Source organism: Methanococcoides sp. AM1, from assembly GCF_900774055.1.
In the GTDB taxonomy this organism is placed as follows: domain Archaea; phylum Halobacteriota; class Methanosarcinia; order Methanosarcinales; family Methanosarcinaceae; genus Methanococcoides.
Map to the genome: position 1 here is coordinate 359,359 of NZ_CAAGSW010000003.1, position 23,968 is coordinate 383,326.

At 42.1% G+C, this 23,968-nt stretch carries 23 protein-coding genes and 1 pseudogene; 9 read left to right on the forward strand and 15 right to left on the reverse strand.

The window, feature by feature from the left end:
* The first annotated feature begins 34 nt into the window (after nt 1-34).
* Nucleotides 35-1,348 (forward strand): coenzyme F390 synthetase, encoded by a 1,314-nt coding sequence (gene ftsA, locus E7X57_RS06815; RefSeq protein WP_244603631.1) that lies wholly within the window; start codon nt 35-37, stop codon nt 1,346-1,348.
* A 544-nt stretch (nt 1,349-1,892) separates the two neighbouring features.
* On the opposite strand, the gene E7X57_RS06820 is transcribed toward ftsA, so the two are convergent.
* On the reverse strand, nt 1,893-2,297 hold the full coding sequence (locus E7X57_RS06820) for a pyridoxamine 5'-phosphate oxidase family protein (protein ID WP_135611946.1): 405 nt from the start codon (nt 2,295-2,297) through the stop codon (nt 1,893-1,895).
* A gap of 243 nt (nt 2,298-2,540) precedes the next feature.
* Between E7X57_RS06820 and E7X57_RS06825 the strand changes: the two genes are divergently transcribed.
* Nucleotides 2,541-3,299: a class I SAM-dependent methyltransferase gene (locus E7X57_RS06825; RefSeq protein WP_135611948.1), complete on the forward strand. Its 759-nt coding sequence runs from the start codon at nt 2,541-2,543 to the stop codon at nt 3,297-3,299.
* 70 nt (nt 3,300-3,369) lie between these two features.
* Here the strand turns inward: E7X57_RS06825 and pdxT are convergent, their stop codons facing one another.
* The 5 genes from pdxT to E7X57_RS06850 form a co-directional block, all read right to left on the reverse strand.
* The gene (gene pdxT / locus E7X57_RS06830) at nt 3,370-3,963 is read right to left on the reverse strand and encodes a pyridoxal 5'-phosphate synthase glutaminase subunit PdxT (protein ID WP_135612105.1); all 594 of its coding nucleotides are present in this window, start codon (nt 3,961-3,963) and stop codon (nt 3,370-3,372) included.
* Nucleotides 3,964-3,999: 36 nt separating this feature from the next.
* Complete coding sequence (gene pdxS / locus E7X57_RS06835) at nt 4,000-4,896, reverse strand: pyridoxal 5'-phosphate synthase lyase subunit PdxS (RefSeq protein WP_135611950.1); 897 nt, start codon at nt 4,894-4,896, stop codon at nt 4,000-4,002.
* Between the two features lie 65 nt (nt 4,897-4,961).
* Nucleotides 4,962-7,457 carry a DNA gyrase subunit A gene (gene gyrA / locus E7X57_RS06840; RefSeq protein WP_135611952.1) on the reverse strand — a complete coding sequence of 832 codons (2,496 nt, stop codon included), beginning with the start codon at nt 7,455-7,457 and terminating at the stop codon, nt 4,962-4,964.
* A gap of 11 nt (nt 7,458-7,468) precedes the next feature.
* Complete coding sequence (gene gyrB / locus E7X57_RS06845) at nt 7,469-9,373, reverse strand: DNA topoisomerase (ATP-hydrolyzing) subunit B (RefSeq protein ID WP_135611954.1); 1,905 nt, start codon at nt 9,371-9,373, stop codon at nt 7,469-7,471.
* Nucleotides 9,374-9,681: 308 nt separating this feature from the next.
* Nucleotides 9,682-10,290 carry an ASCH domain-containing protein gene (locus E7X57_RS06850; RefSeq protein ID WP_135611957.1) on the reverse strand — a complete coding sequence of 203 codons (609 nt, stop codon included), beginning with the start codon at nt 10,288-10,290 and terminating at the stop codon, nt 9,682-9,684.
* Nucleotides 10,291-10,648: 358 nt separating this feature from the next.
* On the opposite strand from E7X57_RS06850, the gene E7X57_RS06855 reads away from it, so the two are divergent.
* From E7X57_RS06855 to rpiA, 4 genes are all read left to right on the forward strand, one after another.
* Nucleotides 10,649-11,155 (forward strand): hypothetical protein, encoded by a 507-nt coding sequence (locus E7X57_RS06855; RefSeq protein ID WP_135611959.1) that lies wholly within the window; start codon nt 10,649-10,651, stop codon nt 11,153-11,155.
* 68 nt (nt 11,156-11,223) lie between these two features.
* Entirely contained in the window at nt 11,224-11,550 is a 327-nt protein-coding gene (locus tag E7X57_RS06860) for a hypothetical protein (protein WP_135611961.1), read from the forward strand.
* Nucleotides 11,551-11,717: 167 nt separating this feature from the next.
* Nucleotides 11,718-13,049, forward strand: coding sequence for an aspartate--tRNA(Asn) ligase (gene aspS, locus E7X57_RS06865; protein ID WP_135611964.1), 1,332 nt, complete (start codon nt 11,718-11,720; stop codon nt 13,047-13,049).
* A gap of 45 nt (nt 13,050-13,094) precedes the next feature.
* Nucleotides 13,095-13,790 carry a ribose 5-phosphate isomerase A gene (rpiA, locus tag E7X57_RS06870; protein WP_135611966.1) on the forward strand — a complete coding sequence of 232 codons (696 nt, stop codon included), beginning with the start codon at nt 13,095-13,097 and terminating at the stop codon, nt 13,788-13,790.
* A 111-nt stretch (nt 13,791-13,901) separates the two neighbouring features.
* Here the strand turns inward: rpiA and E7X57_RS06875 are convergent, their stop codons facing one another.
* The 8 genes from E7X57_RS06875 to E7X57_RS06910 all read right to left on the reverse strand — a co-directional run bounded on the left by E7X57_RS06875 (nt 13,902) and on the right by E7X57_RS06910 (nt 21,569).
* The gene (locus E7X57_RS06875) at nt 13,902-15,173 is read right to left on the reverse strand and encodes a hypothetical protein (protein WP_135611968.1); all 1,272 of its coding nucleotides are present in this window, start codon (nt 15,171-15,173) and stop codon (nt 13,902-13,904) included.
* 41 nt (nt 15,174-15,214) lie between these two features.
* Nucleotides 15,215-15,865 (reverse strand): phosphatidylcholine/phosphatidylserine synthase, encoded by a 651-nt coding sequence (locus E7X57_RS06880; protein WP_135611970.1) that lies wholly within the window; start codon nt 15,863-15,865, stop codon nt 15,215-15,217.
* Nucleotides 15,865-16,983: a histidinol-phosphate transaminase gene (locus E7X57_RS06885; protein WP_135611972.1), complete on the reverse strand. Its 1,119-nt coding sequence runs from the start codon at nt 16,981-16,983 to the stop codon at nt 15,865-15,867. Before E7X57_RS06885 ends, E7X57_RS06880 begins: the two co-directional genes overlap by 1 nt.
* Nucleotides 16,984-17,212: 229 nt before the next feature.
* Nucleotides 17,213-17,962, reverse strand: coding sequence for a phosphocholine cytidylyltransferase family protein (locus tag E7X57_RS06890; protein ID WP_135611974.1), 750 nt, complete (start codon nt 17,960-17,962; stop codon nt 17,213-17,215).
* 191 nt (nt 17,963-18,153) lie between these two features.
* Nucleotides 18,154-18,621 (reverse strand): hypothetical protein, encoded by a 468-nt coding sequence (locus E7X57_RS06895; RefSeq protein WP_135611976.1) that lies wholly within the window; start codon nt 18,619-18,621, stop codon nt 18,154-18,156.
* 496 nt (nt 18,622-19,117) lie between these two features.
* On the reverse strand, nt 19,118-20,323 hold the full coding sequence (locus tag E7X57_RS06900; RefSeq protein WP_135611978.1) for a potassium channel family protein: 1,206 nt from the start codon (nt 20,321-20,323) through the stop codon (nt 19,118-19,120).
* 68 nt (nt 20,324-20,391) lie between these two features.
* Nucleotides 20,392-20,952 carry a magnesium transporter gene (locus tag E7X57_RS06905; RefSeq protein ID WP_210409041.1) on the reverse strand — a complete coding sequence of 187 codons (561 nt, stop codon included), beginning with the start codon at nt 20,950-20,952 and terminating at the stop codon, nt 20,392-20,394.
* Nucleotides 20,949-21,569, reverse strand: a complete 621-nt coding sequence (locus E7X57_RS06910; RefSeq protein ID WP_135611981.1) for a magnesium transporter — start codon at nt 21,567-21,569, stop codon at nt 20,949-20,951. The genes E7X57_RS06905 and E7X57_RS06910 overlap by 4 nt, the downstream gene beginning before the upstream one ends.
* Nucleotides 21,570-21,756: 187 nt before the next feature.
* Between E7X57_RS06910 and E7X57_RS06915 the strand changes: the two genes are divergently transcribed.
* The 3 genes from E7X57_RS06915 (at nt 21,757) to E7X57_RS06925 (ending at nt 23,429) form a co-directional block, all read left to right on the forward strand.
* Entirely contained in the window at nt 21,757-22,020 is a 264-nt protein-coding gene (locus E7X57_RS06915; RefSeq protein ID WP_135611983.1) for a helix-hairpin-helix domain-containing protein, read from the forward strand.
* Between the two features lie 227 nt (nt 22,021-22,247).
* On the forward strand, nt 22,248-22,643 hold the full coding sequence (locus tag E7X57_RS06920; RefSeq protein WP_135611985.1) for a hypothetical protein: 396 nt from the start codon (nt 22,248-22,250) through the stop codon (nt 22,641-22,643).
* A gap of 96 nt (nt 22,644-22,739) precedes the next feature.
* The gene (locus E7X57_RS06925) at nt 22,740-23,429 is read left to right on the forward strand and encodes a hypothetical protein (RefSeq protein WP_135611987.1); all 690 of its coding nucleotides are present in this window, start codon (nt 22,740-22,742) and stop codon (nt 23,427-23,429) included.
* Nucleotides 23,430-23,490: 61 nt separating this feature from the next.
* On the opposite strand, the pseudogene E7X57_RS06930 reads toward E7X57_RS06925, so the two are convergent.
* Nucleotides 23,491-23,936 (reverse strand): annotated as a pseudogene (locus E7X57_RS06930) (type I restriction endonuclease); the annotation flags it as partial.
* Nucleotides 23,937-23,968 lie beyond the last annotated feature (32 nt).

Below are 23,968 nucleotides of genomic sequence, written 5' to 3' on the forward strand. Positions count from 1 at the left end.
GGGCGGGGAGTACTACAAGAAAGAAATTGAGACCATGAACAGGGGCGATCTTGATTCCCTGGTAGAAGAAAAATTACGCTATACAATAGATTATGCTGTAAAGCATTCTTCTTTCTACAGGAAATGGTTTGACAAACATGATATTTCTCCTTCAGGCATTCGGGATCATGAGGATCTGCTGGAACTGCCACTCATCTCCGGTGAACTGATACGAAATAACCAGCCACCAAAGACAGATGATTTTCGTTTTATGAGTGCGAACTGGGATGAGATATACACGATCCATGAGACCAGTGGCACAAGCGGAACTCCTAAAGCATTTTTCCTCACATGGGATGACTGGGTACGTTTTGCTGAGAAATACAGCCGCAGTTTTCTATCCCAGGGTTTTGGTAAGGGTGACAGGATGATAATGTGTGCATCCTATGGGATGAATGTCGGTGCCAACACCATGACACTTTCTGCTCGTGATATTGGTATGGCGGTCATACCGGAAGGAAAATGCACATTTCCAACCCGCGTCCTGGAAAGCTACCAGCCTACAGGAATAGTTGCAAGCGTCTTCAAGCTTTTAAGGCTTGCACGCAGGCTCAATACGGAAGGGATCGATCCTAAGGAGACCAGCATCGAAAAACTGATCGTAGGAGGAGAGAGCTTTGCCGAGGAGAGCAGGACTTACCTGGAAGAATTATGGGGCTGTCCTATCTACAACACCTATGGAAGTACCGAAGGAACGATGTGCGGGGAATGCACAGAACAGAACGGCCTTCATGTTCCGGAAGATCTTGTCCATCTGGACATATATGATCCATACCGGAAGGAATTCCTTGAAGATGGCGAATGTGGAAGGATAGTGCTTACAACGCTTCTGAGTCCTGGTGAAAAGTGCGGTAGCCTTTTGATCAATTATGATACTGAAGACACAACAGTAGTCCAGTCAAGAGAAAAATGTGCATGTGGCAGGACCCACATGAAGATCGCCACTCCTGAACGTGAGGCTGAAACAAATTGGATCTCAGGTTCACCTTTCAATCGTGTGGATGTAGAACGGGGTGTCTTCCAGAGGGAGAATATGGATTACCTGACAGGTGAGTACGAAGCTTTCCTATATGAGGATGAAGACGGAACCTCTATTCTTAAGGTCAGTATGGAATGCATCGATGAAGTTAATTGTGACAAATCTGTCATCGAAGAGAACTTCCTTAAAGGATTTCTCAATACCATTACTGGTACTAAGGCTCTCTATGATAATGGAGAACTTGATGTTGATATAAAATTAACCGGCACAGGTGATCTGGAATTCTATAAATTAAAAGGAAGAGCAAAAAGGGTAATCGATCGAAGATGAGTTGATCCCTTTTAGCTTGCACACATCTTCTCAAAGAATGATGAGATTTTCTTTTATATCCCTATTATACCGGCGACATTCAGTACTTTAAGTATGCTGCAGTTGCTAAATAAAGAATATGAAATCGATAAAAAAGCTTCATATAAGGTAGCTATGAAAAAAGGTTGTTATGATAAATGAGGCAGGAGCGTTGCCTATGAGGTGACCTTATTAGGGGCCGGTTGTCAAGATCAAAATTTAATATTGATTGACAAAATGTCCTCACGCACCTGCTCTCATTCACCAATTGATTTTACTCTTAATGTTCTTTACGGTCATAATCTACAGCAATTTAAAAATATTCGGAGGAATCTAAATCGTAACTTGAGATGTTAAAATAAACATCTGTAAACCTAATTAACGAAAAATAAATAACTGATACTGAAATCAAAAAAGTTAATGGTAAATTCAGCTTATGATCGGAAATTTCATTCAAATTAATAAATGAACAAGCAAGAACATAAACTTACCATTAACTAAAAACTCCTTCAATTAATCCTTATACTCAAAGGAGCTTCTTTCCGGCATTGTCCCCGGAAACACATTCGAAGACTTCGGTGATCTTCATGACCATAAGAGCTTTTGCAGGGAACTTGTCACCCATTGCCTTTGCACCCGCATAGGCTTTATCATAGTCATCGCCACTTGTCTTGACCTCAACATCTCCCTTGATCTGGAAGCAGGCGCCGACCTCGGGGCCCCAGACAAAGATGGATGCCACAGGATTCTCATCCAGGTTCTCCCGGGTCTTCAGGAAATAGTTGTCCGTGACCCAGATCGTTTCATCATCAACTAACTTGCACATGCCTATAGGGATGACATTTGGCATTCCTGCCTTTGATGCTGTTGCAAATGGGAAAATTCTTACCTTTGAAAATGCTTCCTTCATATCTTCTGTGAGTTTGACCATCTAAATCACCATTTCTAATAAAATAATCATGATCTCTTATAAGACCTAAAGAGAAAACACGCTATACCTTAATAAGAATTTCTTATTTGTTTCATATTGCCACTATCAGAACATCTTTTCGTGAGATCTGATGGGCATTTCCTGAACCTGTGGACTAAAACAGTTATCTACTCAAAACAACATTATCATTACTGAGTGATATACTGAAATTTGAATTTTATTCTTATTATAAAAGGTGCAAGAATGGGATCCGATGTATTCTTAGAGATCTTTGACAGGCTTCCAAGACAGGGACCGGGTAAAAATGAATGCACGAAAAAAGCATTCAAAATGCTATCAGAACTGCCCGAAAGACCGCATATACTTGACATCGGTTGTGGTTCCGGGATGCAGACCCTTTTGCTTGCAGAACTTTCAGGAGGACAGGTAGATGCTCTTGATCTGTACAGGATATTCCTTGATGACCTTAACGAGAGAGCAGTAAAGAAAGGCATTTCAGATAGAATCAGAACATGTATTGGTTCTATGACAGACCTTCCTTATGAAAAGGAAAGTTTTGACCTGATCTGGGCCGAAGGCTCGATATACATCATGGGCTTTAAAGAAGGTCTTTCATACTGGAAGCAGTTCCTGAAAAAAGGTGGACATATCTGTGTGAGCGAGATAAACTGGCTTACAGATCACCCTTCTGAGAAAGCACTTTCCTATTGGAACAGTTATCCTGAAGTTGCAATGAAGACCGTTGAAGAGAACAAAGGTACGATCTCTGAGCTTGGTCTTGACTGCATTGATACTTTTGTGCTTCCTGAATCTGCTTGGTGGGACGATTATTATGACCCTCTTGAAAAGCGCCTTGGAGAAATGAAAAAGACGTATCCGGAGAATGCTGATTTTGCTGGCTATTCTGAAGAGATATATGATGAAATGGAAGTCTATAAAGAATGCTCAGCTGATTATGGATACGTGTTCTACATAATGAAAAAAAGAATGAAAACTGAATGAGCTGAAAAAGAGCAATGGATCAATGAAATTGCTACTGTTACAGTTTAGCTCTAATTGTCCTCTTTATAGTTCAGAATAGTTTATCAAGGAAATACTGGTGAATTCTCATATCCTCGGTAAGCTCTGGATGGAATGCCAGTGCCAGGACATTATCCTGCTCAGCAGCAACGATCTTGCCATCAATTGATGCAAGGACGTTCACATTCTCCCCTGCCTCAAGGATCGCTGGCGCCCTGATAAAGATCGCATTGTATGGTGAATCAAGTACGGATACATCAAGATCGATCTCGAAAGATTCGAACTGCCTTCCAAAGGAATTCCTGTTGACCTTTATATCCATCAGTCCAAGCAGGTATTGATGCGTCTTCTCGACCTGTGAATCTCCGGACTTTGCAAGAAGGATCAGACCTGCACAGGTACCAAGTATTGGGATACCTTTCTCTTTCGCCTGTTTGATCTCCTCGTCAATGCCTTCCCTGAGGATCAGGCGACCAAGAGTTGTGCTTTCTCCTCCCGGGAACACAAGACCGTCACAGGTAGGAACTATGCCTTTATGCTTGATTGTGACCACTTCTGCAGTTTCCCCGCGTTCAGCGAGTGCTCTCTCAACAGATTCAACATGTTCGGCAACATCGCCCTGAATAGCAATAACACCTATACGCATCATAAACACCGTAAAAAAAGAAAGAAAAGAAAAAGGTTACCAGCCGCGTGTCTGGAGAACCTGGTCATCCGGAATGGAATCAACACTGATTCCTTTCATGCCTGCGCCGATACCTTTTGAGATCTCTGCGAGCACTTCAGGATTATCATAGTTGTTGACAGCCTCAACGATAGCTTTTGCCATCAATGCAGGGTTCTCTGCCTTGAAGATACCTGATCCGACGAAAACACCGTCAGAGCCAAGTCTCATCATGAGAGCTGCATCAGCAGGAGTTGCGACACCACCGGCTGCAAAGTTCACAACAGGAAGACGCTGCATTTCTGCGGTCTCCATTACAAGCTCAATAGGTGCTTCGATGTCTCTTGCAGCCATAATAAGCTCTTCCTTTGTCATGCCCTTGAGGGTCCTGATCTCTCCCTGGATCTGCTTCATGTGGCGTACAGCTTCCCTGACATCACCGGTACCAGCTTCACCCTTTGTACGGATCATAGCTGCACCTTCGTTGATCCTTCTGAGTGCTTCACCGAGGTTACGTGCACCACATACGAAAGGAACAGTGAACTGTGTCTTATCGATATGGAAGCTTTCATCAGCAGGTGTGAGTACTTCTGACTCGTCGATCATATCAGAGCCAAGTGCCTGTAGGATCTCAGCTTCAACGAAGTGTCCGATCCTTGCTTTTGCCATTACCGGAATTGTTACGGATTCAATGATATCAGCAGTGACCTGTGGGTCAGCCATCCTTGCAACGCCGCCTTCCTTCCTGATGTCGGAAGGTACAGCGTGGAGTGCCATAACTGCAACAGCTCCTGCTTCTTCAGCGATCCTTGCTTCTTCAGGAGTTGTAACGTCCATAATAACGCCGCCTTTCTGCATCTTTGCAAAACCGCGCTTGATAAGTTCGGTACCATGTCGTAATTTTTCAAGTTCCATAAGATCATCCTTCTGTCGATTTATTGTACTAAATATAGTCAATGCTTAAAAGTGTTTAGTTCGTGTCATTCCTCATATTTAATTCTTGCAACACCCACGACCTTGTCGCCGGGTTTCACATTCATTATTTTAACACCCTGTGTGTTCCTGCCCTGTGCACGTATATCTTTCACAGGTATCCTGATGATTATGCCTTCTGAGCTGGTGACCATGACCTCATCGTCCTCATGAACGGCCTTCACATTTATGACCGGGCCATTACGCAGGCTGGTAACTATGGTGATGACTCCCTGGCCACCTCTTCTCATGCCACGATATTCATCAAAGGTAGTACGCTTTCCATATCCGTGCTCGGTTATTGTAAGCAACTTGCTTTCCTCGTCAACGATGTCAAGGCTTACCACAACATCATCGCCTGCAAGTTTCATACCACGAACACCTCTTGCAGCTCTTCCCATTGAACGTACATCGTCCTCAGAGAACCTGATGGCCTTTCCATGCCTTGATACCATCATTATTTCCTTTGAACCGTCGGTAAGTGCTACATTGACAAGCTCATCACCATCGTCAAGGTTGATAGCAATAATACCTGCCTTCCTGACATTGCTGAAATCAGACAACTGGGACTTCTTCACAGTACCAGATCTGGTAGCCATGAACAGGTATTTATCATCCTCGAATTCCTTTACAGGTATCATTGCAGTAACAGATTCGTTCTCTGCAAGTTCCAACAGGTTGACGATAGCCTTTCCCTTTGATTGCCTGCTTCCCTGTGGAATACCGTAGACCTTTTGCCAGTGTACCTTTCCACGGTTAGTGAAGAACATCAGGTAATTATGAGTGGAAGACACGAAGATATCCTCAACGAAATCCTCTTCCTTGGTCTCCATACCAATGACACCCTTTCCACCCCTGTGCTGCTGGGTGTAAGTGTCAATTGGCATCCTCTTAATATAACCGCTGTTTGTGATAGTTACAACAACATCTTCCTCAGGGATCAGATCCTCATCTTCGATCTCAACGTGGGAACTCATGATCGTTGTCCTGCGCTCATCTGCGAACTTGTCACGGATCTCCTGCAATTCTTCCTTGATGATGGTATATTTCCTTTCATCACTGGCAATGATCTCCTTTAGATCACCGATGAGCTTAATGAGTTCCTCATGCTCGTCCTCTATTTTTTGCCTTTCCAGTCCTGTCAGGCGCTGGAGGCGCATATCGAGGATAGCTTTTGCCTGTACCTCATCCAGTCCGAACTTTTCCATCAGTCCGCTCTTTGCTTCATCAACGGTCTTAGAGCCACGGATAAGGCTGATAACTTCATCAATATGATCAAGTGCGATCAGCAGTCCCCTAAGTATATGTGCCTTCTCCTCAGCTTTTCTCAGGTCGTACTGGCAGCGCTTGAGGATAACTTCGATCCTGTGCTCCAGATAGATCTGAAGTATTTCCTTGAGAGTAAGTTCCCTTGGAATACCGTCCACCAGTGCAAGATTAATGATACCAAAAGTTGTCTGCATCTGGGTGTGCTTGTAAAGCTGGTTCAGGATAACTTCAGGGTTCGTGTTCCTTGTAAGTTCAATAGAAACACGAATACCGTCTCTGTCAGACTCATCTCTGAGGTCAGAGATACCTACTATTTTTTTATCCCTCACAAGTGCGGCAATGTTCTCGATAAGTTTTGCTTTATTGACCTGATAAGGTAGCTCCGTTACGACAATACGATTCTTGTCATGCTTCATTTCCTCGATGGAGGTCACTGCACGCAGCTTTATAGGACCACGTCCGGTCTCATATGCCGATCTGATACCCTGTTTCCCGAGGATCGTAGCGGCGGTCGGGAAGTCCGGTCCTTTGACTATTTCCATGAGCTCCGGGATCGTAACTTCAGGGTTTTCAATCAGTTTCAATGTGGCATCGATCACTTCACCAAGGTTGTGAGGTGCCATGTTAGTGGCCATTCCGACCGCAATACCGGTAGAACCGTTAATAAGAAGATTCGGAAGTTTCGCAGGAAGCACGGAAGGCTCCTTGAGGGAACCATCGTAGTTCGGCTTGTAGTCTACAGTTTCCTTATCGATGTCTGAGAGCATCTCGTTAGAGATACGGTCCATACGGACCTCAGTGTATCGCATTGCTGCTGCTGAATCACCATCAATAGAACCGAAGTTTCCCTGACCATCAATGAGTGGATATCTTAAGGAAAAGTCCTGCACCATTCTCACAAGGGAATCATAAACTGCAGTATCACCATGTGGGTGGTATTTACCAAGAACGTCTCCCACTACACGGGCGGACTTCTTGTAGGCTTTATCTGATGTTATTCCCGCTTCCTTCATGGCATACAAGATACGCCTGTGTACGGGCTTGAGACCGTCACGTGCATCAGGTAATGCCCTTCCCACAATAACGCTCATTGCATAATCGATATACGAGTTCTTCATCTCGTCCTGTATCAACACAGGTACGACCCTTTCGCCTGTATCGGTAGGCCGGATGTCCAGAGGTGCTTCATCTTCTGGCTGTACGTCTGTAGGCTCATTATTCATATTATCTGCCATCTTATCTCACCTCACACATCCAGATTGACAACTTCCTTTGCATGCTTCTGTATGAACGCTTTACGCGGTGCGACCTCATCTCCCATCAGGATCGAGAATATCTCATCAGCAGCTACTGCATCTTCCATGCTTACCTGCAATAATGTCCTTGTCTCAGGATTCATTGTGGTTTCCCATAGCTGTTCAGGATTCATTTCACCAAGACCCTTGTATCTCTGGATACTGGTTCCTTTTTCACCGATCTCTTCAAGCTTTGCTGCCTTTTCCCTGTCAGAATAGACATAATGTTCAGTCTTTCCCTTCTTTATACGATAGAGAGGAGGCTGGGCAATGTAAACATAACCGGCATCGATAAGCGGTGTCATGTACCTGAAGAAGAAAGTAAGTATGAGGGTTCGTATATGTGCACCATCAACATCAGCATCGGTCATAATGATGACTTTGTGGTAACGTGCTTTTTCCAGGTTGTAATCCTCTCCGATACTTGTACCCATTGCAGTGATCAGGGAGAGCACTTCGTTGTTCTTCAGTACTTTTGCAAGTCGTGCTTTCTCAACATTGATGATCTTACCCCTGAAAGGCAGGATCGCCTGGAACTTACGGTCACGGCCCTGTTTTGCTGAACCGCCTGCAGAATCTCCTTCCACAAGATATACTTCACTAACAGAGGGATCCTTCTCGGAGCAGTCTGCCAGCTTTCCCGGAAGTGTGCCGACTTCAAGAGCGCTTTTCCTTCGAGTAAGTTCACGTGCTTTTTTGGCAGCTTCCCTTGCACGTCTGGCATCCAATGCCTTTTGGAAAATGATAGTTGCTACCTTTGGGTTCTCTTCCATGTACTCTGCAAGTCCCTCTGAGACCATGGAGTCAACAATACCCTTAAGTTCGCTGTTACCAAGCTTTGTCTTTGTCTGCCCTTCGAATTGTGGTTCTGTGAGTTTTACGCTGATAATGGCTGCAAGCCCTTCACGAATATCTTCACCTGAGAGCTTTTCATCACCTTTTACCACATTATTCTTCTTGATATAGTCATTAGCCACACGTGTTAGCGCGGTCTTGAATCCGATAAGGTGGGTTCCACCTTCGTGAGTATTAATGTTGTTAGCAAAAGAGTAGACGTATTCTCCATAGCTGTCAGTGTACTGCATGGAGATCTCGACTATGGTCCCTTCTTTCTCACGTTCGAAATAGATCGGCTCTTTGTGAAGCGGAGTCCTGTTCATGTTAAGATGCTCGACAAAAGAGATGATACCTCCTTCATATTCAAAGACATCCTGTTCCATTTCCTCCGGTCTTGAATCAGTTATGCTGATACGGAGACCTTTGTTGAGAAAGGCGAGTTCCCGAAGCCTTGTGACAAGGGTGCCATAAACGAACTCGGTCGTTTCAAAGATCGCACTATCGGGCATGAAAGTGCTCTTTGTTCCGGTGCCTTCTGCATCTCCGATAACAGATACATCCGAAACAGGTTTTCCATACTCATAACGCTGATAGTATAATTTACCGTCACGTTTTACCTCAACTTCCAGCCATTCGGAAAGAGCGTTGACCACGGATACACCGACACCATGGAGACCACCTGACACCTTGTAGTTGCTCTTGTCAAACTTTCCTCCTGCATGCAGGACCGTTAGTACGACCTCGAGAGCTGATTTCTTGTATTTCGGGTGAGTACCGACCGGTATTCCACGACCGTTGTCAACAACGGTAACAGAACCGTCTGTATTGATGGATACATCTATTGAATTACAGTATCCTGCAAGTGCTTCGTCTATACTGTTATCGACGATCTCGTACACGAGGTGATGAAGTCCTCTGGTGTCTACACTTCCGATATACATGCTGGGTCGTTTGCGTACTGCTTCCAACCCTTCAAGGACCTGAATGTGTGTTGCATCATAATCTTGCCTGTCACTCATCTCGATTTTCTCCATGTGATGTGGCTTTTAGCTCTTAAATAAAATCATTTATCCCGTAAATGATATTTGTAGATGAAAAGTCAGTATGAATTAATTTAGTTTCAATTTACCAGATATTGTTTTTTATCTAAATAATTTGGTCTTATTATGCATTACAGGTATATAAATGTATGATTAGCAATTGGGTTTAATCAGGAACCAAATTGTAAAAATATCGGATATATCGGAATAGTGCCAATACCGATACAATGAAGCAAATAAGAGGAAATAATCTGAAGTTAACAATTTAAATCTTACATTAGAGAACCTTAAGCAGTTTGCTGTAATATCTCAGTATCTGCCAAACTCCAGACGACCTCTCCATTGAACTTATAATCAACCGGCTCTATTACACGAGGAGACCTTAAAAGCCAACCCTTAATGTTCTCACAATAGTTATCTTCGCGATTCAAGTGACGTCTTTGGTCAAGTTTGAAATGAAAATCCGATTCATATTCCATACATTCGACCAGGTTTGCGGTCCCGATTATCATTCCAGTGGGCAGATCATCAAATAGGTCAGCAGGAACATCGCAGTTCTCATTCACCCATTTCAGGTCCTTTTTGCGAACAGGTGCTCTGCTCGCATAGATCGCTATCGTTCCCCGGATAGAAGTATTCTTCGAACGTATGTCTATATTTTTTAGCCCATGTATTACCAGTGATGCCCATGGCTGCCTTATCGCAAGTACATGTATCTTCGGATATGGTAATGCATGCTCGTCCCCCATGTCAATACCGCATTCGAAAAGCGTGGTCTGCTGATGTGTGGAAGGTAAGAAACGATCAAAATAAGTTGGTTCTTTTGGAACAACAGAAACTTCCCATTTTTCAGGAAATCTGATGTCTGCTTTTGTGGGTGTCTGCTCTTGAACCATCTTATTTATCCATATTGATTGTTATATAAATAATTTTATGTGGAACAGTGCGCTGCAGCCTTCTTCATAAATAGGTCTATTTTGAGATCTGAAGGTAATCGTTTTGGCCAACATGAACTCAATGCAGAGATATTGAATGACAATCCTGATGCTCTCTGAAATAGAGAAATCATAGATGTCCATCATGTTTCGGAGATTGGGAAACCTTTACTTCGGTTTCCAAGTGGATTCGTTGTGAGTGGTGGATTAGACTTTAAAGGGAAAGTCATTCACCATCTTAATGTAGTAAGTTCTAGCCTACATCAAAAGTTTTATAGTTGCATTAATTATATCCTAAAGTAGCAAGGAGTGAAAACGTATGAAACGAACACTTTTACTTATCGTCCTGGTGTTGATACTAATATCAATAGATACCGCATCAGCCTTAGTCACAAAAGAAGCAGATAATCTGCAATATCAAGTGAACCACTCTGACACTATTATAGTCGGAAAGGTAGTGGACCGTGATATTATCGGTTTTACAATAGAAATTGAAGAGTGCCTAAAGAACCCACAACCGACTGAAAATATAACAGTTACATCATTTAATGGCTTTGGTGTTCCACAAGACGATGTGCATTTTAATATGAATGAAACCGTAATCTTAATGCTTCGAAAAGATACATTGGATGAAAGTATGTTTCGTGTAGTATCTGAATCTTATGGAAAACACCCAGTATCTAATAAAGACGAAATTGTCAAAGCAATAGAATTTGAAAAAGAAACAAATGAAGAGATGGCAAGCAATGAGATCCCATTTATCGGACTTGCTGGTATGTCAATTGCCGTGTCAAGTGCTTTTTTGTTGTTAAGGAAATATGATTGAGATCATTTCTAATATGATGAATGGGTGGAATCATCCACTCCTATTTTTTTAATGAGGGGGGTAAATTAATGAATTTCGAATTAAAGATGTTGATTGGGAGTCTATTTCTATTAGCTCTAGTTTTTTTTAGCTTTATATATCAGCCAGGTGCTGGATTATATGTGGCTGCTTACGAAGTAAACGAAACCCCACCAAATTACATAGAAGTTACCATGGAAGAACTGGATGAGTATCCGTATATTAAAAAGGCTGTAATGCAACCAGGTAAAGAGATCAAAGTACCCACGAAAGAACAAATGGATGTAACTTCTTACAGAATATTTCGAGAAAGTGAATCAGATTGTATCAAAATCAATGATACGTATTATTGTCTAAGTCTAACCTTCGCTGATTGATCTTATTTTCTGCTATAATTCTTATCCGGATATCTTCTTTTCCAATAGTTAGCTATATTTACATGGATGCAATTTAGAGTACAAGAATAGTTTATATACTAACAGGCTTATCAAAAGCGTCATAAAGCGCTATACATATCATTTTGATAACTTTGTAAGGTGAATATATGTCATTAGAAAACCCAAGAACACATTATACCTCACAGATCGATCCGGAGAAGGTCGGAGATGAGAAGGTCACCGTCTGCGGATGGGTACATGAAGTAAGAGACCTTGGCGGTATCTGCTTCCTGGTTGTCCGTGACCGCGAAGGAAGGGCACAGGTCACACTTGTCAAGAAGAAGATCGACAAGGAGATCTTTGATACTGCAAGAAAGCTGGTGCGTGAGTCAATCGTGGCTGTGACCGGTTTCGCAAAGCCTGAAGGAAAGGCTCCAAATGGCTATGAGATCATCCCTGAAGAGATCGTTGTCCTCAACGAGGCTGAATCACCACTTCCAATGGACACCACCGGAAAGGTAGATGCTGAACTTGACACACGTCTTGATTCCAGGTTCATTGACCTTAGACGTGAAAAGACCACAGCGATATTCAAGATAAGGCATGAGGTACTTCGTGCAGTAAGGAATTTCCTGTCTGAAGAAGGTTTTATCGAGACATCAAGCCCGAAGGTCGTTGCAACAGCTACCGAGGGTGGTACATCTCTTTTCCCTATCACATACTTTGACAGGGAAGCATTCCTGAACCAGAGTCCACAGCTGTTCAAGCAGATCCTTATGTCCGGCGGACTTGACAGGGTCTTCGAGATCGGTCCTATCTTCAGGGCAGAAGAGCACGACACCCGCAGGCACCTTAATGAAGCTACATCCATCGATATCGAGGCAAGTTTCGTAGACCACTTTGAGGTCATGGAGATCCTCGAGAACATGATCGCTTACGTCTATGAGCAGGTCATCGAGAACGAGGCAGCTTCCCTTGAGAACCTTGGAATTGAGCTCGAAGTTCCAAAGACGCCTTTCATGAAGATCCCATACAGTGAAGCTATTGACATCGTCAATGCTAAGGGTGAGGAAATGATCGAATGGGGCGGGGATCTTGGTACCGTTGCAGAGCACACCATTGGTGAGCATGTATTCAAGGAAACCGGAGAATCACACTATTTCATCACTGACTGGCCAACCGAGATCAAGCCATTCTATGCTATGCCTTATGAGAACGACCCATTGATATCCAAGTCATTTGATATGATGCACAGGACAATGGAGCTTTCCTCCGGTGCACAGCGTATTCACCTGCATGACATGCTTAAGGAAAGGATCGAATCCCAGGGACTTAATCCTGATGGCTTTGACTTCTACCTGCGTGCATTCAAGTATGGTATGCCACCACACTCCGGATGGGGTGTCGGTTGTGAGCGTCTTGTTATGACAATGCTTGGTGTTGAGAATATTCGCGATACTGTTCTGTTCCCAAGGGACAGGAAGCGACTGTCACCTTAAAGGTGGCAGTTTTCATCATTTATTTTCCAGCAGAAGGGAATGAAAATGAAAGAAAGAAATGCAAATGCATCAAGTACTGAGAAGCAGGCAGCAGGTATTGCAGCAGCTGATCTTGTGAAGGACGGCATGGTAATCGGTCTTGGAACCGGCTCTACTACAGCTTTTGCTATTGCAGAGGTTGGAAGACGTGTAAGGGAAGAAGGCTTGAACGTTCTTGCAGTTGTTACATCCTATCAGGCTGAAATGCTTGCTATTGAAGCAGGTGTGCCACTTACAAGCCTCGCTGAGCACCCTGTGCTTGACCTTGCTATCGATGGTGCGGATCAGGTCGATGCTAACCTGAACGTAATCAAGGGCGGCGGTGCAGCACACACTCGTGAGAAGGTCGTTGCTCATTCAGCAAAACGCTTTGTTGTGGTCGCAGATGATTCCAAGATGAGCGAGAAACTTGAGCACTTCGTGCCTGTAGAAGTACTTCCATATGCAAGGGAACTTGTGAAAAAGCAGATGATCGAACTTGGCGGTGTCCCTGTAATAAGAATGGCATCCCGCAAGGACGGTCCTGTTATCTCCGATAACGGAAATGTCATCATGGATGTTGAATTCGGCACCATTGAGGACCCCGCAGAACTCTACCAGAGGCTGTCCACATGCGTGGGTGTTGTAGAACACGGTCTTTTCCTGAACACCAACGAGGTTTATGTTGGCAGGAAAGGCGGCGCTGTTGAGATCATAAAATAATCGTCGTATTACAATTTCCAATGCGTGGTCCTTTAAGATATATTCAGGACCTGCATTGTGCTTTTTTTATTTTTGGATTTTGATCGATAATATATTGACATATAAGATTGATCAAAAACTTTTGATCACCATTTCTTTCAATGATTCTTCGATATTAAAGATCTCATCCATATTCTCGGCTAAGAGTATAACAGCAAAATCTCCGGATAACGACAATGTATCACAGCTAAAAGGAAATACGGAATTTAATTTTTTGCCATCATAAAGTACTGGTTCAATACGTTCAGTTAGCTCAAGAAATGAACATGCTGTTGTTTTGATCTTTATAAATTTCCAGTATGGAACGGGGGAAAACAATTCTTTAATGTTATCTACGATCATGCTTACATAAGAGGAACCGTTAAAACGAGCATTATTTTCAACAGGAAATATACCATCATCCGATACAATATAATCTATACCGACTACACCCCGATATCCGAATTCAGCCATATTAGTTACAATTTTTGCAGATGTTTTTGTAATGCAATTTAAAGTATCTGCTGATGCATTTGCTTCTTTGAGAGTCCCAACGTGTACCATCCCCCTTTCGCATATTTGATCTCGCATGCCAAGTGAATTTATATTTCCATCTCTGCTGATCGCCAACTGATCATTCGGAGAAGAAGAAACATTCAGAAAAGGCTCAATGATAACAGATCTTTCACCGCTAACTGCGATTTCGTGATATATTTCAGAAATATCATTGCCTTTCGTTTTGTATAACGACATACCGGCTTCACCCAAAGTACCGCGAATAATAACAGTTTCGCAGGTTGACAGATATTCGTTAATGATGTTTTCCAGATCTGTACAATTTTCATTGTCTTCAGGATGTATTTCAAATGAAGTACCTTCAACAACAGCTATCCCTAATTCTTGACATACGGTCTTAAAAGCTGACTTATCATTATACTTTAGTGTTGCAGTTTCAGTTGCTCCAAAAAGATCAGCTCCAAGAACTTTTGCAGCTTCAGTTTCCATACGACCTGAAAACCATGGCACATATACAGGTTTTTTCCCGATCTGCCTGATGATCTTTTTAACTGGTTCAGGATCATTAACGATAAGTTCGGAGAGCGACATTCCTTCTGAATAAGCATTATATTCCACAATATGATCAGATCCCAGACCATGGGAACGCAGCCATTTATGATACTCGGAATCCAGCTTTCCGCGTAGAACTACCACATCATCAGGACGTGCTGCCGGAAGCACTCGGTCACATTTTGAATTAACGGATGCATCACGGCGCGGGAACTGTGAAAAACGATCTGCTCCGTAAATTATTAGCTCATTGTCATTGTTTGAGATGCATTTTCTGAGTGATTGATATTCATACATTAAATCTTCCTTTTTTTAGATAAGTAGTTCCCATTTTATTGTTACTTGCTCCACAGTATCCAGCTATAGATAACTGTTAACACCAGGACATAACCAAGGAGAACAGAAAACCACCTGCCGGAAAACTTGGGCGTTCGGATTGGTGCTAAATTAAAGACAGCCATAAACATAAACAGTGAATATATAGCGACTGAAAAGATCGGCTGACTGAAAAAACTGTCAAACAGGAAGATAAAAGCAAGAATCAGTATATTGTTGTCAAGTGCCAATCCCATGTATGTCGAATCATCGACCAGACCGAAAACATTGAAGTAACTCAACCGTATTGCACTGACAGCGACAATTACGAATGCACCAGGCAAGAACCATGGACTAAAATCCCCATAGCTCAAGAGAAATACAGCGGGGCAAATTCCAAAACTTACAATATCTATCAATGAATCAAGCTGTCCACCGAAAGCTCGATATTCATCAGTTCGTCCCTTCATCCTGCGAGCAATGAGACCATCGCCCCAGTCAAAAACAACAGCCCAGATCATTCCAATTATCGCAATCGGTAAATTGCCTAATATGGCATAGTATATACTAAGGACCGCACATAACAACCCTGCAAGAGAACAGATGTTTGGAAGATCCCGGGCGAAAGCAAGCATTCCTGTCTGATGTGATCGCTGATGGTCCGGATCATTCATCAGAATACTTCCACTTTATTGGAGTCAATAACATCTACTAATGCTTCAACCAATTTGCAATTTTCTGCTTCAGTACGGCTGGCGATACGAACATAACGGCCAGAGTCAGGTAGGGTCTTGTCCTGACAGTGTTTTATGTACATATTATGCTCAATGAACAATCTCCGTGTGACTTCAGGACCACTTTGTGCATGATCCGGGAGGCGGCAGAAAATAAAGTTTGCATCGGGTTTGTAAACAGTCATTCCCGGGATAGCACACAGACTATTATATAGATTATACCTGTCGATCCGTACCTGCTTACAGCTTTCAACAAATTCCTGTCTGTAATCGGGCAATATCCGCAGAAACTCTTCGGCAAATCCGTTAATATTCCATATATGTACACCTTTTCTTACAGATTCAGCAAATACTAAATTTGCAGTTAGCAGATAACCGATCCTGAGACCGCAGATGCCATAGGCTTTGCTCATGCTTTTAAGGATCGCTATGTTTGGATAACGTTCGAGTTCATGTTCCAGAGTTGCCTGATCCGGATCATGTGCAAAATCCATGAAGGACTCATCGATGATCAGCATACAGTCATGTTCTGCAAGTTTTTGTGCAAGCGATATTAGATCGGACCTGGGAACCAGGATCGATGTTGGGTTATTAGGTGTTACCACGACAGCAACATCTGCTTTAACCTTGATCGCTTCAGCAGCAAACTTGTCTACATCCAATTGAAAAGATGGAAATTCAAGAGGAAATTCAACTACTTTGCCTATTGGTGCTGCATTCGCATATTCATTAAAAGATGGCACTGGAACAATTAATTTGCTGGATATGTGACCGGATATGATCTTGATAAGTTCGGCAGCACCGTTTCCTACAACGATCCTTTCAGCAGGCTGATCGATCAGATCACCTATGAGCTCGTCAAGAGCATCCTGTGCAATAGGGTAGTTAAGGACAATGTCGTGAATTTGATCTTTAAAGCTTGTGAAAACTGCTTCTGGCGGGAAATACAGATTGTAAAGATAAGCATGATCAATAAAGTCATGGCGATAGTAACCACCATGCTGTCCGGAAATAAATTCATATTTTTCAGTTTGAGTCTCATAATTTTGTTGCATCATGTATTCCCTCCCTTGAATTTTTTTGATGTGACATTTTATTTTTTAAAGTCTTAGATTCAAGAAGTGGTCTTAGGTTGAAAGAGTTTGACTGAGGCAATGGCTTTAAACCTGAAAGTGAACGAGTAATCCCCACCTTCACTCCACATTTTGATTGTTGGAAAAACTGCCTTGGTCTTCCAGAGGTATGTGGCTTGGTGTCGTAAGGAATTATTGTTTCGTATTTATCCGCCTAAAATAGAGTCTCAGCCTTTGCCAGGTCTGCAACTGTATCGATCTCATACCATCGCTTGCTGTCAAAAGAGACTGTTTTAAGGTCGAGACTGCCATCAGCCACCATTTCTGCAAATACGGTTTCATAATAGCCATTTACTTTGCCGGCTGAAATGTACTGGTCAAGTCTTTCTGTAATACGATGCCATGAAGATAGTGAAAAACTGTAGATATTAACAGTCTTGTATCTGGTCTCATCAAGAGTCCCAGCAATACCATTTTGGAATTTCTTAACATTTTGGGATCTGTTGACTGTGACGGTGGAACCATTCATCCACGGTTGCATGCGTGCTACGGCAATTCTGTCAGGAGAGCACATGTCATCCAGAAGAGAACCATCAAAAACAAGATCACTTTCAACAAGTAAAAACGGCTCATTAATGATATTACGTGCCATCCAGAGTGAATATATGTTATTGGTGGTCGCGTAAAGGGGGCTTATAATAAAATCGATCTCCATTCCGCAAGCCCGTGTTTCTAAAAAATCACGAATGCATTTTTCCTGGTACCCTGTGACTACAACAAGACGTTTGAAGCCTTGCTTTTTTAAATTGATGACAAGTCTTTCAAGAATAGACGCCTCATGAACCATTGTGAGGCATTTCGGTGTGTCGCGTGTCAGGGGATAAAGACGGCTGCCCTTTCCGGCTGCCAATAATAATGCTGTAGTTATGGATCCATTACCACGATTACTGTGGTCTGAGTTCATTGTATATCCGATTGTGTTTTTTCCATCATATATAAAGGAGTTGTTAGTACTTAAGGAGGATGGTAGGAATATCGGTCAATTCTGCCTCAGCTGCTAAATTAATTTAAAGATGGATATGCTGAAATCATCAAGTAATTTCAACTTGCTGAACTGATCTTACAAAAAAGAGGTAGAAAGACCTGAAATGGTCATCAGACCGATAATGCATGTGTTTTCCACGTTCTTTTTAAATTTCTGCTCATGGGCCAATAAATGGTCTCCGTTGATGTTATATTGTATCCAATAATGCTAAATTCTGAAAGACCGGTGGTATTCAATTTCACCTGACCGCTGACCCCTATCGATGATGTTTCGTTTATGATCTTTTCCACAACTATAGTGTTGTTTTCGGTAACTATATTTTTTGAGAAATTCTCACCGAAAATTGGTTCTACCGAATTTACGTATACATCTTCATTCCCGGAATTATACAATGTGATATCATAAGACCAGATGGGAACGTCAGTATTGTTCTCATCAGCGAAATGCCCACCGGCTGACATTTCCGGTACTTGTATTCCACCGGGAACCTCTTCGACAGTTGCCATGTCATTAATACTATATCCTATTGCTATTCCTAAAAAAAGTATAAGCAGGCCATATACAACTGCTTTATCCATTTAGCAAAAACCCCCGCTACTAAAGATCAGGCTCTGTGGAAATCCATCTTTTCTTTTCATATTCTCACTTCATTTCATATACAACAGAGGTAAAATCACAAAAGCTTTAAACTAAAATTAAAACAAATGTATCTTGCCTTTTTGGTATGGGAATCAGCTGTTGCTGCCAGACTTCGCAGAGTTCAACTTTATAATAAAAATACACCCACTTATATAAATAGTATGTTAATTGTTTTTAAAATTTAATATTTGCCTTAAAAAATATTCAACAATCATTTCTTCCAAGTACAAATTAAATCTGGAAAATCAATTCATGTTGCAAAAAATCCAGACACATTGCTATTGCAATTCTGAAAAGAAAACATAGGGAGAATCTTTGTGCAAGGAAGTACGGAAATCAAGTAAAAGAAGTGAAATTTACGATATGATACACAACCCTGATAGGTATGTCAAGGTTATGTAATTAGTTTAGTTGAGGATTCTACAGAGCTAAAAATCAGGCATCCTCTCTTACCGGACAGGCACACATCTCGAGTAATGCTTCCTCGCTGGTCTGTGAACCACGTCCTATGAGAAGATCCCCTTCCCTTACCATTGTTCTTGCACCCGGGCTGTATACCCAGCGTTCATCGCGCTTGATAGCCATAATGTGAACACCGGTCTCTGTACCGAGATTTAGTTCCCTGAGACTTTTACCTATGATCGGTGAACAGCCATCAACCTGTATCTTTGCTATGACCTCATCGGATTCACGCACTGCTATGGTGATGATCGGGTGAAGGTCAATATCACGAAGAACAGCATCTGCAATGCCGTATGCAGCATCAGAAATAAATTCGGATGCATTGGCAAGATGAAGCAGACCACGCAGCTGGTTCACGTCAGGAACGTGTTTTGCAGTTTCAAGGACCCAGTGCTGGAGATCGTATTTCATCTCATCCATTTCGGATTCGAGGGCTTTGACCTCTTCAGCGATATCCGTGTTATCAAAGAGCAGGGCTGAATATGCAAGTCCTACAGAAAGTTCTGCGGTGTTCTTCATGTCAACGATGATGTCAACCGCTTTTTCAAGATCCCTTAGTACCCGCTCATGCTCGACCTTGCGTGGGGTGTATGCCCTCTGGGTGGCAAGCTCAACAAGCAGCGGTACGCCTTCATCGTGACCCCTGGCAAAGATCACATCATCTGCACGAACGCGTGTATCGTGATGCGGATCGTAGATCCAGTCATCATGCCTGCGAATCGCAATTACCCACATACCGGTCTCGACCTCAAGTTCAAGATCCCCAAGGGTGCGACCACACATATCTGAGTTCTCATTGATGGTAGCTCGCACAATGGTCTCTTCGGCTTCCCTGAGTGCAAGTTTAAGCTCAAGAGGGATACCCATGTCCATTTCTACGATCTTTGCAATGTCACCTGCAGCGTTGGCAATTGTCTCAGCGGATGCTGCCACCTGAAGAACCCCGACCATTTCTTCGGCTTCATCAATACGACGCGTGCTTAACATTGCAGCCATTTTCATATGGTAATGGAGAGTGTCCATCTTTTCTTCAAGATGAAGTACTTCCTCGGCAATATCCTCGTCATCATATACCATTGCAGAATAAGCAAGATCTACCATCAGTTCTGATGTGTCCTTCATTTCAATTAGAAGGTCCTTTAGATTTCTGGGAATGTACTTGATTTCTTTAAGGCTCATGTTAGTTATACCAGCTATTATCTATGATTTTTCAGTTATTTATATATAATCGTTTTTCAGGATCGTTTTTAGATTATCTGCATTAGATTTAATGTTATGAAAATGGCTGAAATTCCCACTATATCTCCTAGCGTTGCAATTATTGGAATGACCGTGTCATCCGGATCAATACCGAACCTGTGAGAAGCAAATGCTATGGCGATAGTGGATAAGAATACCGCTATAAGCTCGAGCATGCTTGAGATCGTGCATATTTTGAAGAGTGTGAAGAATCCAAATCCATGGCCGGCAAAACTGCCTATTATCCAGGCAATTATACTCAAAACAACCGAAGCGGACATTCCCACAATGAAAGCTGCGATCACGCTGTTCTTTACGACAGGGTTCTTCTGGATATGTGTGGTACCAATACCCATATGGAATGCAGAAGAAAGTCTTGCACCCAGCATACTTCCGGTGTCCCCACCGATCTTGATCAATGCAGGGATCAACAATAGTATGGTAGGGATAGCAATGAGGTTGTCAAGCTGTGAGTTTAGCATCTGTCCTGCAGTAAGTCCAAGCAGGGAAGTGAGGAACAGTATGGGCAATCCCCTGTTGATGATGCCACGTATTGTATAGTAGCTCATAACATAAGCACCACCTTTGCGGACAGGAAGATCATAAGAATGGATACGATGTCGCCAATAGTGGCAATGGCAGGCGTTACCACGTTGTCAGGATCAAAACCGAACCTGAACATACCTATTGCAAGTAAAACTGCGATCACAGAGAGGATAATCCCCGATGATACCCCTGCAAGTACTGCGATCAACGTAAGTGACAATACACCCGCACTTTCAAGCCCCAGCAGCACGGTCATGCTATGACCCAGTATCCCGAGAATTAATGACACGATCAAACCAAGCAAAAGCGACCCGAGTATATTATTGGTAAGCTCCGGATTGTTCTCGATCTTCGTAATAAGACCCATATGAATAGCACTCCCAAGCCGTGACCCGAGAGTACATGATATATTCCCACGCATACCAAGAACCGCAGGCGCAATGACGATCAGCCCCGGTATAAGCTCAAGCTCATCCGTCATCCCCACAAGAATAAGACCAGCCACAGCTCCTCCTAACGTCGCAAGGATCTGGAACGGCAATGCCTCTTTCACAATAGACCGAATACTGGCATAATCACCCAGGTATTCTTCTTCGATCTCAACATCGTCGTCCTCTTCAGCGTGGGAGCCGTAAGACATAGTCTGCTATTTGTACTTTTAGTATTAAATGATTTGTGAGAGTGTAGGAGGAAGCGATTGAGTTTAATCTTACATCAAACACAATATTTTACGGGAAGCAGGAGTTTTATATCAAAGATTTAATGGTTATGTTTTGGGATTTTCGAAGAGCGTTTGATACTAATAATTTCCCATTACTTTTTGAACAATGCCTCTGTCAAAACCAGATGATCTTGAACAGATTCCGAGCGTTGGGAGCAAGATAGCCCAAGAGCTACGGGATCTGGGTATTCATTCAATTAAGGATTTGAAGGGAAAGGATTCTGAGGAACTTTACTTCAACCTTTCCACCCGAAAAGGAATGCATGTCGATAGATGCGTACTCTATGTATTTCGTTGTGCTGTGTACTATGCTTCAAACCAGGATTATGATCCTGAACTATTGAAATGGTGGAACTGGAAGGATGTATAAATATCTAAAGATATGCTAGTGGAGTTCGAACTTTTCCATATTGTTACCCTCCCGCACGGACCAATGTCTATGATTCCTGCAAGCTGAAGTGCGGGATTTATGCGGTTAGTGAGCTTTGTCCTTTGAGTCTGGTTTGAAGCTGCTTTTGCTCTAAATCTTGCTCATCAATGCTGGTTTATCTGATACTATGAAAATACATTTAAGTATTTCTAGATTTATTTTGTATCATGCAAGATATGTCTCATCAAAAATACAAGTTTGTTTTTTACGAAGGACAGTTTGTACTCTATGGGAATAGTGTTTCAGATTTGTGGAATGACATATACGATGCATTTGATCTCTACCCTGAAATGTATGTTGAAAGAACAAACGGAAAGGAGATGAAGCAACGTGAAATCAGGGAATTAAGGGAAGAAATATTTGAAGATATGGAAGAAGATGTTCTTCGCCTAAGCAGTGAATATCGAAATAAAAAATTATATTTTTTTAATGAGGGCGATTTGTTTGTCGGAAATCGAGATGAACTCATTAAGAACATGAAAACTCTTTTTGAAGAAATGTTCTTTTGGATCGTTGATGATGCGAAAAATGACGTTTTTTGTGATTTTCTAGTTGAGAACTAATCAGAGCAACGATTTGTATTATGTGTTTATTTATGGTGTGAATCAGATAATTTTGATGACGAATTTGAGGAAACAAAGGACATAATCAATCAATTTTTGTCATGTGACTGTGGAGAATTTACTAAGTTAATTATAGATGGGTCAGATATTGAACAAGAGATTCAAACTATAGTTGGCAATAAAGTTGAGATAAAAACGGCAGATGAAATCCGAAAAGAGAGAAATTGGTTTGTTACTAAATGCGCCGATTCAATAGTATCTGAACCTTACTATTGTGATGAAGATGAATACGATCAAATTATGGCAGACTTGGTAACAAAAGCCCGAATATCTGAAACGAACAAAGAAAAAAAAGAAAGTCTAGAGGGACTTGGTGCTTATGTCTTTGACAATATTGATGGTATGAAAGTCGTGAAGAGAAACCTGCGTGGTACTTCTGAGGAAATTGATTTATTAGTTTCAAACGAAAGTGATGAAACATTTTTTAAAATGTTGGGTTCTCCATTTATGGTTGAATGTAGAAATACAGAATCTGCTTTTTCCAGCAAAGATGCGAGGGATTTTATTGGAAAAATTGAAAGCTTGGGTTTGAATGGTGGGATAATAATTTCCCGAAAAGGAATTACTGGAAAACTAGACCGTGATGCAAAATCATATCTGCGTGAAAAAAGGAAGGATGGTATTAGTGTTATACCACTAGAATTACGTGACATTAGCAATATCGCAGATGGTGCAAGTCCATTGAAGATCATGAAAAAAAAGTATTATGATCTGTTTCCCATTTGAAAACAGATCTCTTTTTTATTGGATGGATCATCAACAGTTAACAATAAAACCCCTGCAAACCTTCAATTTCCTTCCATTTACAGTAAGAATCCCAGAGTTCATCAGGTGATGGAAACTGTTCAAGCAAATTTCCTGTTCAATCAGATGTGAATTTCCTGAACGATCATGGAAAAGAAAAGCATCACCATTGGAGCTGAAAGCAAAAGGAACATCGACCATATCAGCATAGCCAAGGGCCTGCTGCATGCCTTCTCCAACCTCAAACTTGTTCTTCTTTGCTTCAACAACAGCAATTGGAATATTGGGTTTATGGTATAGAATGTAATCAGCACGTTTGTTCTTGCCACGGGATACTGTCTGACCACTGACAATTATTCGCCCGTTGGTAAGTGGTACTTCCTCACGTACCTGTGTATGAAGGTTCCATCCTGCTTTATCGATAGCCGGAGTGATGAACTTAGTACAAATATCTCGTTCACTCAGGTCGTTTTTATCAATTTCATCCATTTTCCAGCTTCCAATAATAATATCAGGATAAT

Coding starts and splice junctions, on each gene's coding strand:
- pdxS (WP_135611950.1), bottom strand. CDS start 4,896: ATGGAACTTGAAAAATTACGACATGGTACCGAACTTATCAAGCGCGGT.
- E7X57_RS06885 (WP_135611972.1), bottom strand. CDS start 16,983: ATGATGCAACAAAATTATGAGACTCAAACTGAAAAATATGAATTTATT.
- E7X57_RS06855 (WP_135611959.1), top strand. CDS start 10,649: ATGAAACGAACACTTTTACTTATCGTCCTGGTGTTGATACTAATATCA.
- E7X57_RS06910 (WP_135611981.1), bottom strand. CDS start 21,569: ATGTCTTACGGCTCCCACGCTGAAGAGGACGACGATGTTGAGATCGAA.
- E7X57_RS06890 (WP_135611974.1), bottom strand. CDS start 17,962: ATGAACTCAGACCACAGTAATCGTGGTAATGGATCCATAACTACAGCA.
- E7X57_RS06895 (WP_135611976.1), bottom strand. CDS start 18,621: ATGGATAAAGCAGTTGTATATGGCCTGCTTATACTTTTTTTAGGAATA.
- aspS (WP_135611964.1), top strand. CDS start 11,718: ATGTCATTAGAAAACCCAAGAACACATTATACCTCACAGATCGATCCG.
- E7X57_RS06875 (WP_135611968.1), bottom strand. CDS start 15,173: ATGTATGAATATCAATCACTCAGAAAATGCATCTCAAACAATGACAAT.
- E7X57_RS06820 (WP_135611946.1), bottom strand. CDS start 2,297: ATGGTCAAACTCACAGAAGATATGAAGGAAGCATTTTCAAAGGTAAGA.
- pdxT (WP_135612105.1), bottom strand. CDS start 3,963: ATGCGTATAGGTGTTATTGCTATTCAGGGCGATGTTGCCGAACATGTT.
- E7X57_RS06880 (WP_135611970.1), bottom strand. CDS start 15,865: ATGAATGATCCGGACCATCAGCGATCACATCAGACAGGAATGCTTGCT.
- gyrA (WP_135611952.1), bottom strand. CDS start 7,457: ATGGCAGATAATATGAATAATGAGCCTACAGACGTACAGCCAGAAGAT.
- gyrB (WP_135611954.1), bottom strand. CDS start 9,373: ATGAGTGACAGGCAAGATTATGATGCAACACACATTCAGGTCCTTGAA.
- E7X57_RS06860 (WP_135611961.1), top strand. CDS start 11,224: ATGAATTTCGAATTAAAGATGTTGATTGGGAGTCTATTTCTATTAGCT.
- ftsA (WP_244603631.1), top strand. CDS start 35: ATGAACAGGGGCGATCTTGATTCCCTGGTAGAAGAAAAATTACGCTAT.
- E7X57_RS06915 (WP_135611983.1), top strand. CDS start 21,757: ATGCCTCTGTCAAAACCAGATGATCTTGAACAGATTCCGAGCGTTGGG.
- E7X57_RS06850 (WP_135611957.1), bottom strand. CDS start 10,290: ATGGTTCAAGAGCAGACACCCACAAAAGCAGACATCAGATTTCCTGAA.
- E7X57_RS06900 (WP_135611978.1), bottom strand. CDS start 20,323: ATGAGCCTTAAAGAAATCAAGTACATTCCCAGAAATCTAAAGGACCTT.
- E7X57_RS06920 (WP_135611985.1), top strand. CDS start 22,248: ATGCAAGATATGTCTCATCAAAAATACAAGTTTGTTTTTTACGAAGGA.
- E7X57_RS06905 (WP_210409041.1), bottom strand. CDS start 20,952: ATGAGCTACTATACAATACGTGGCATCATCAACAGGGGATTGCCCATA.
- E7X57_RS06825 (WP_135611948.1), top strand. CDS start 2,541: ATGGGATCCGATGTATTCTTAGAGATCTTTGACAGGCTTCCAAGACAG.
- rpiA (WP_135611966.1), top strand. CDS start 13,095: ATGAAAGAAAGAAATGCAAATGCATCAAGTACTGAGAAGCAGGCAGCA.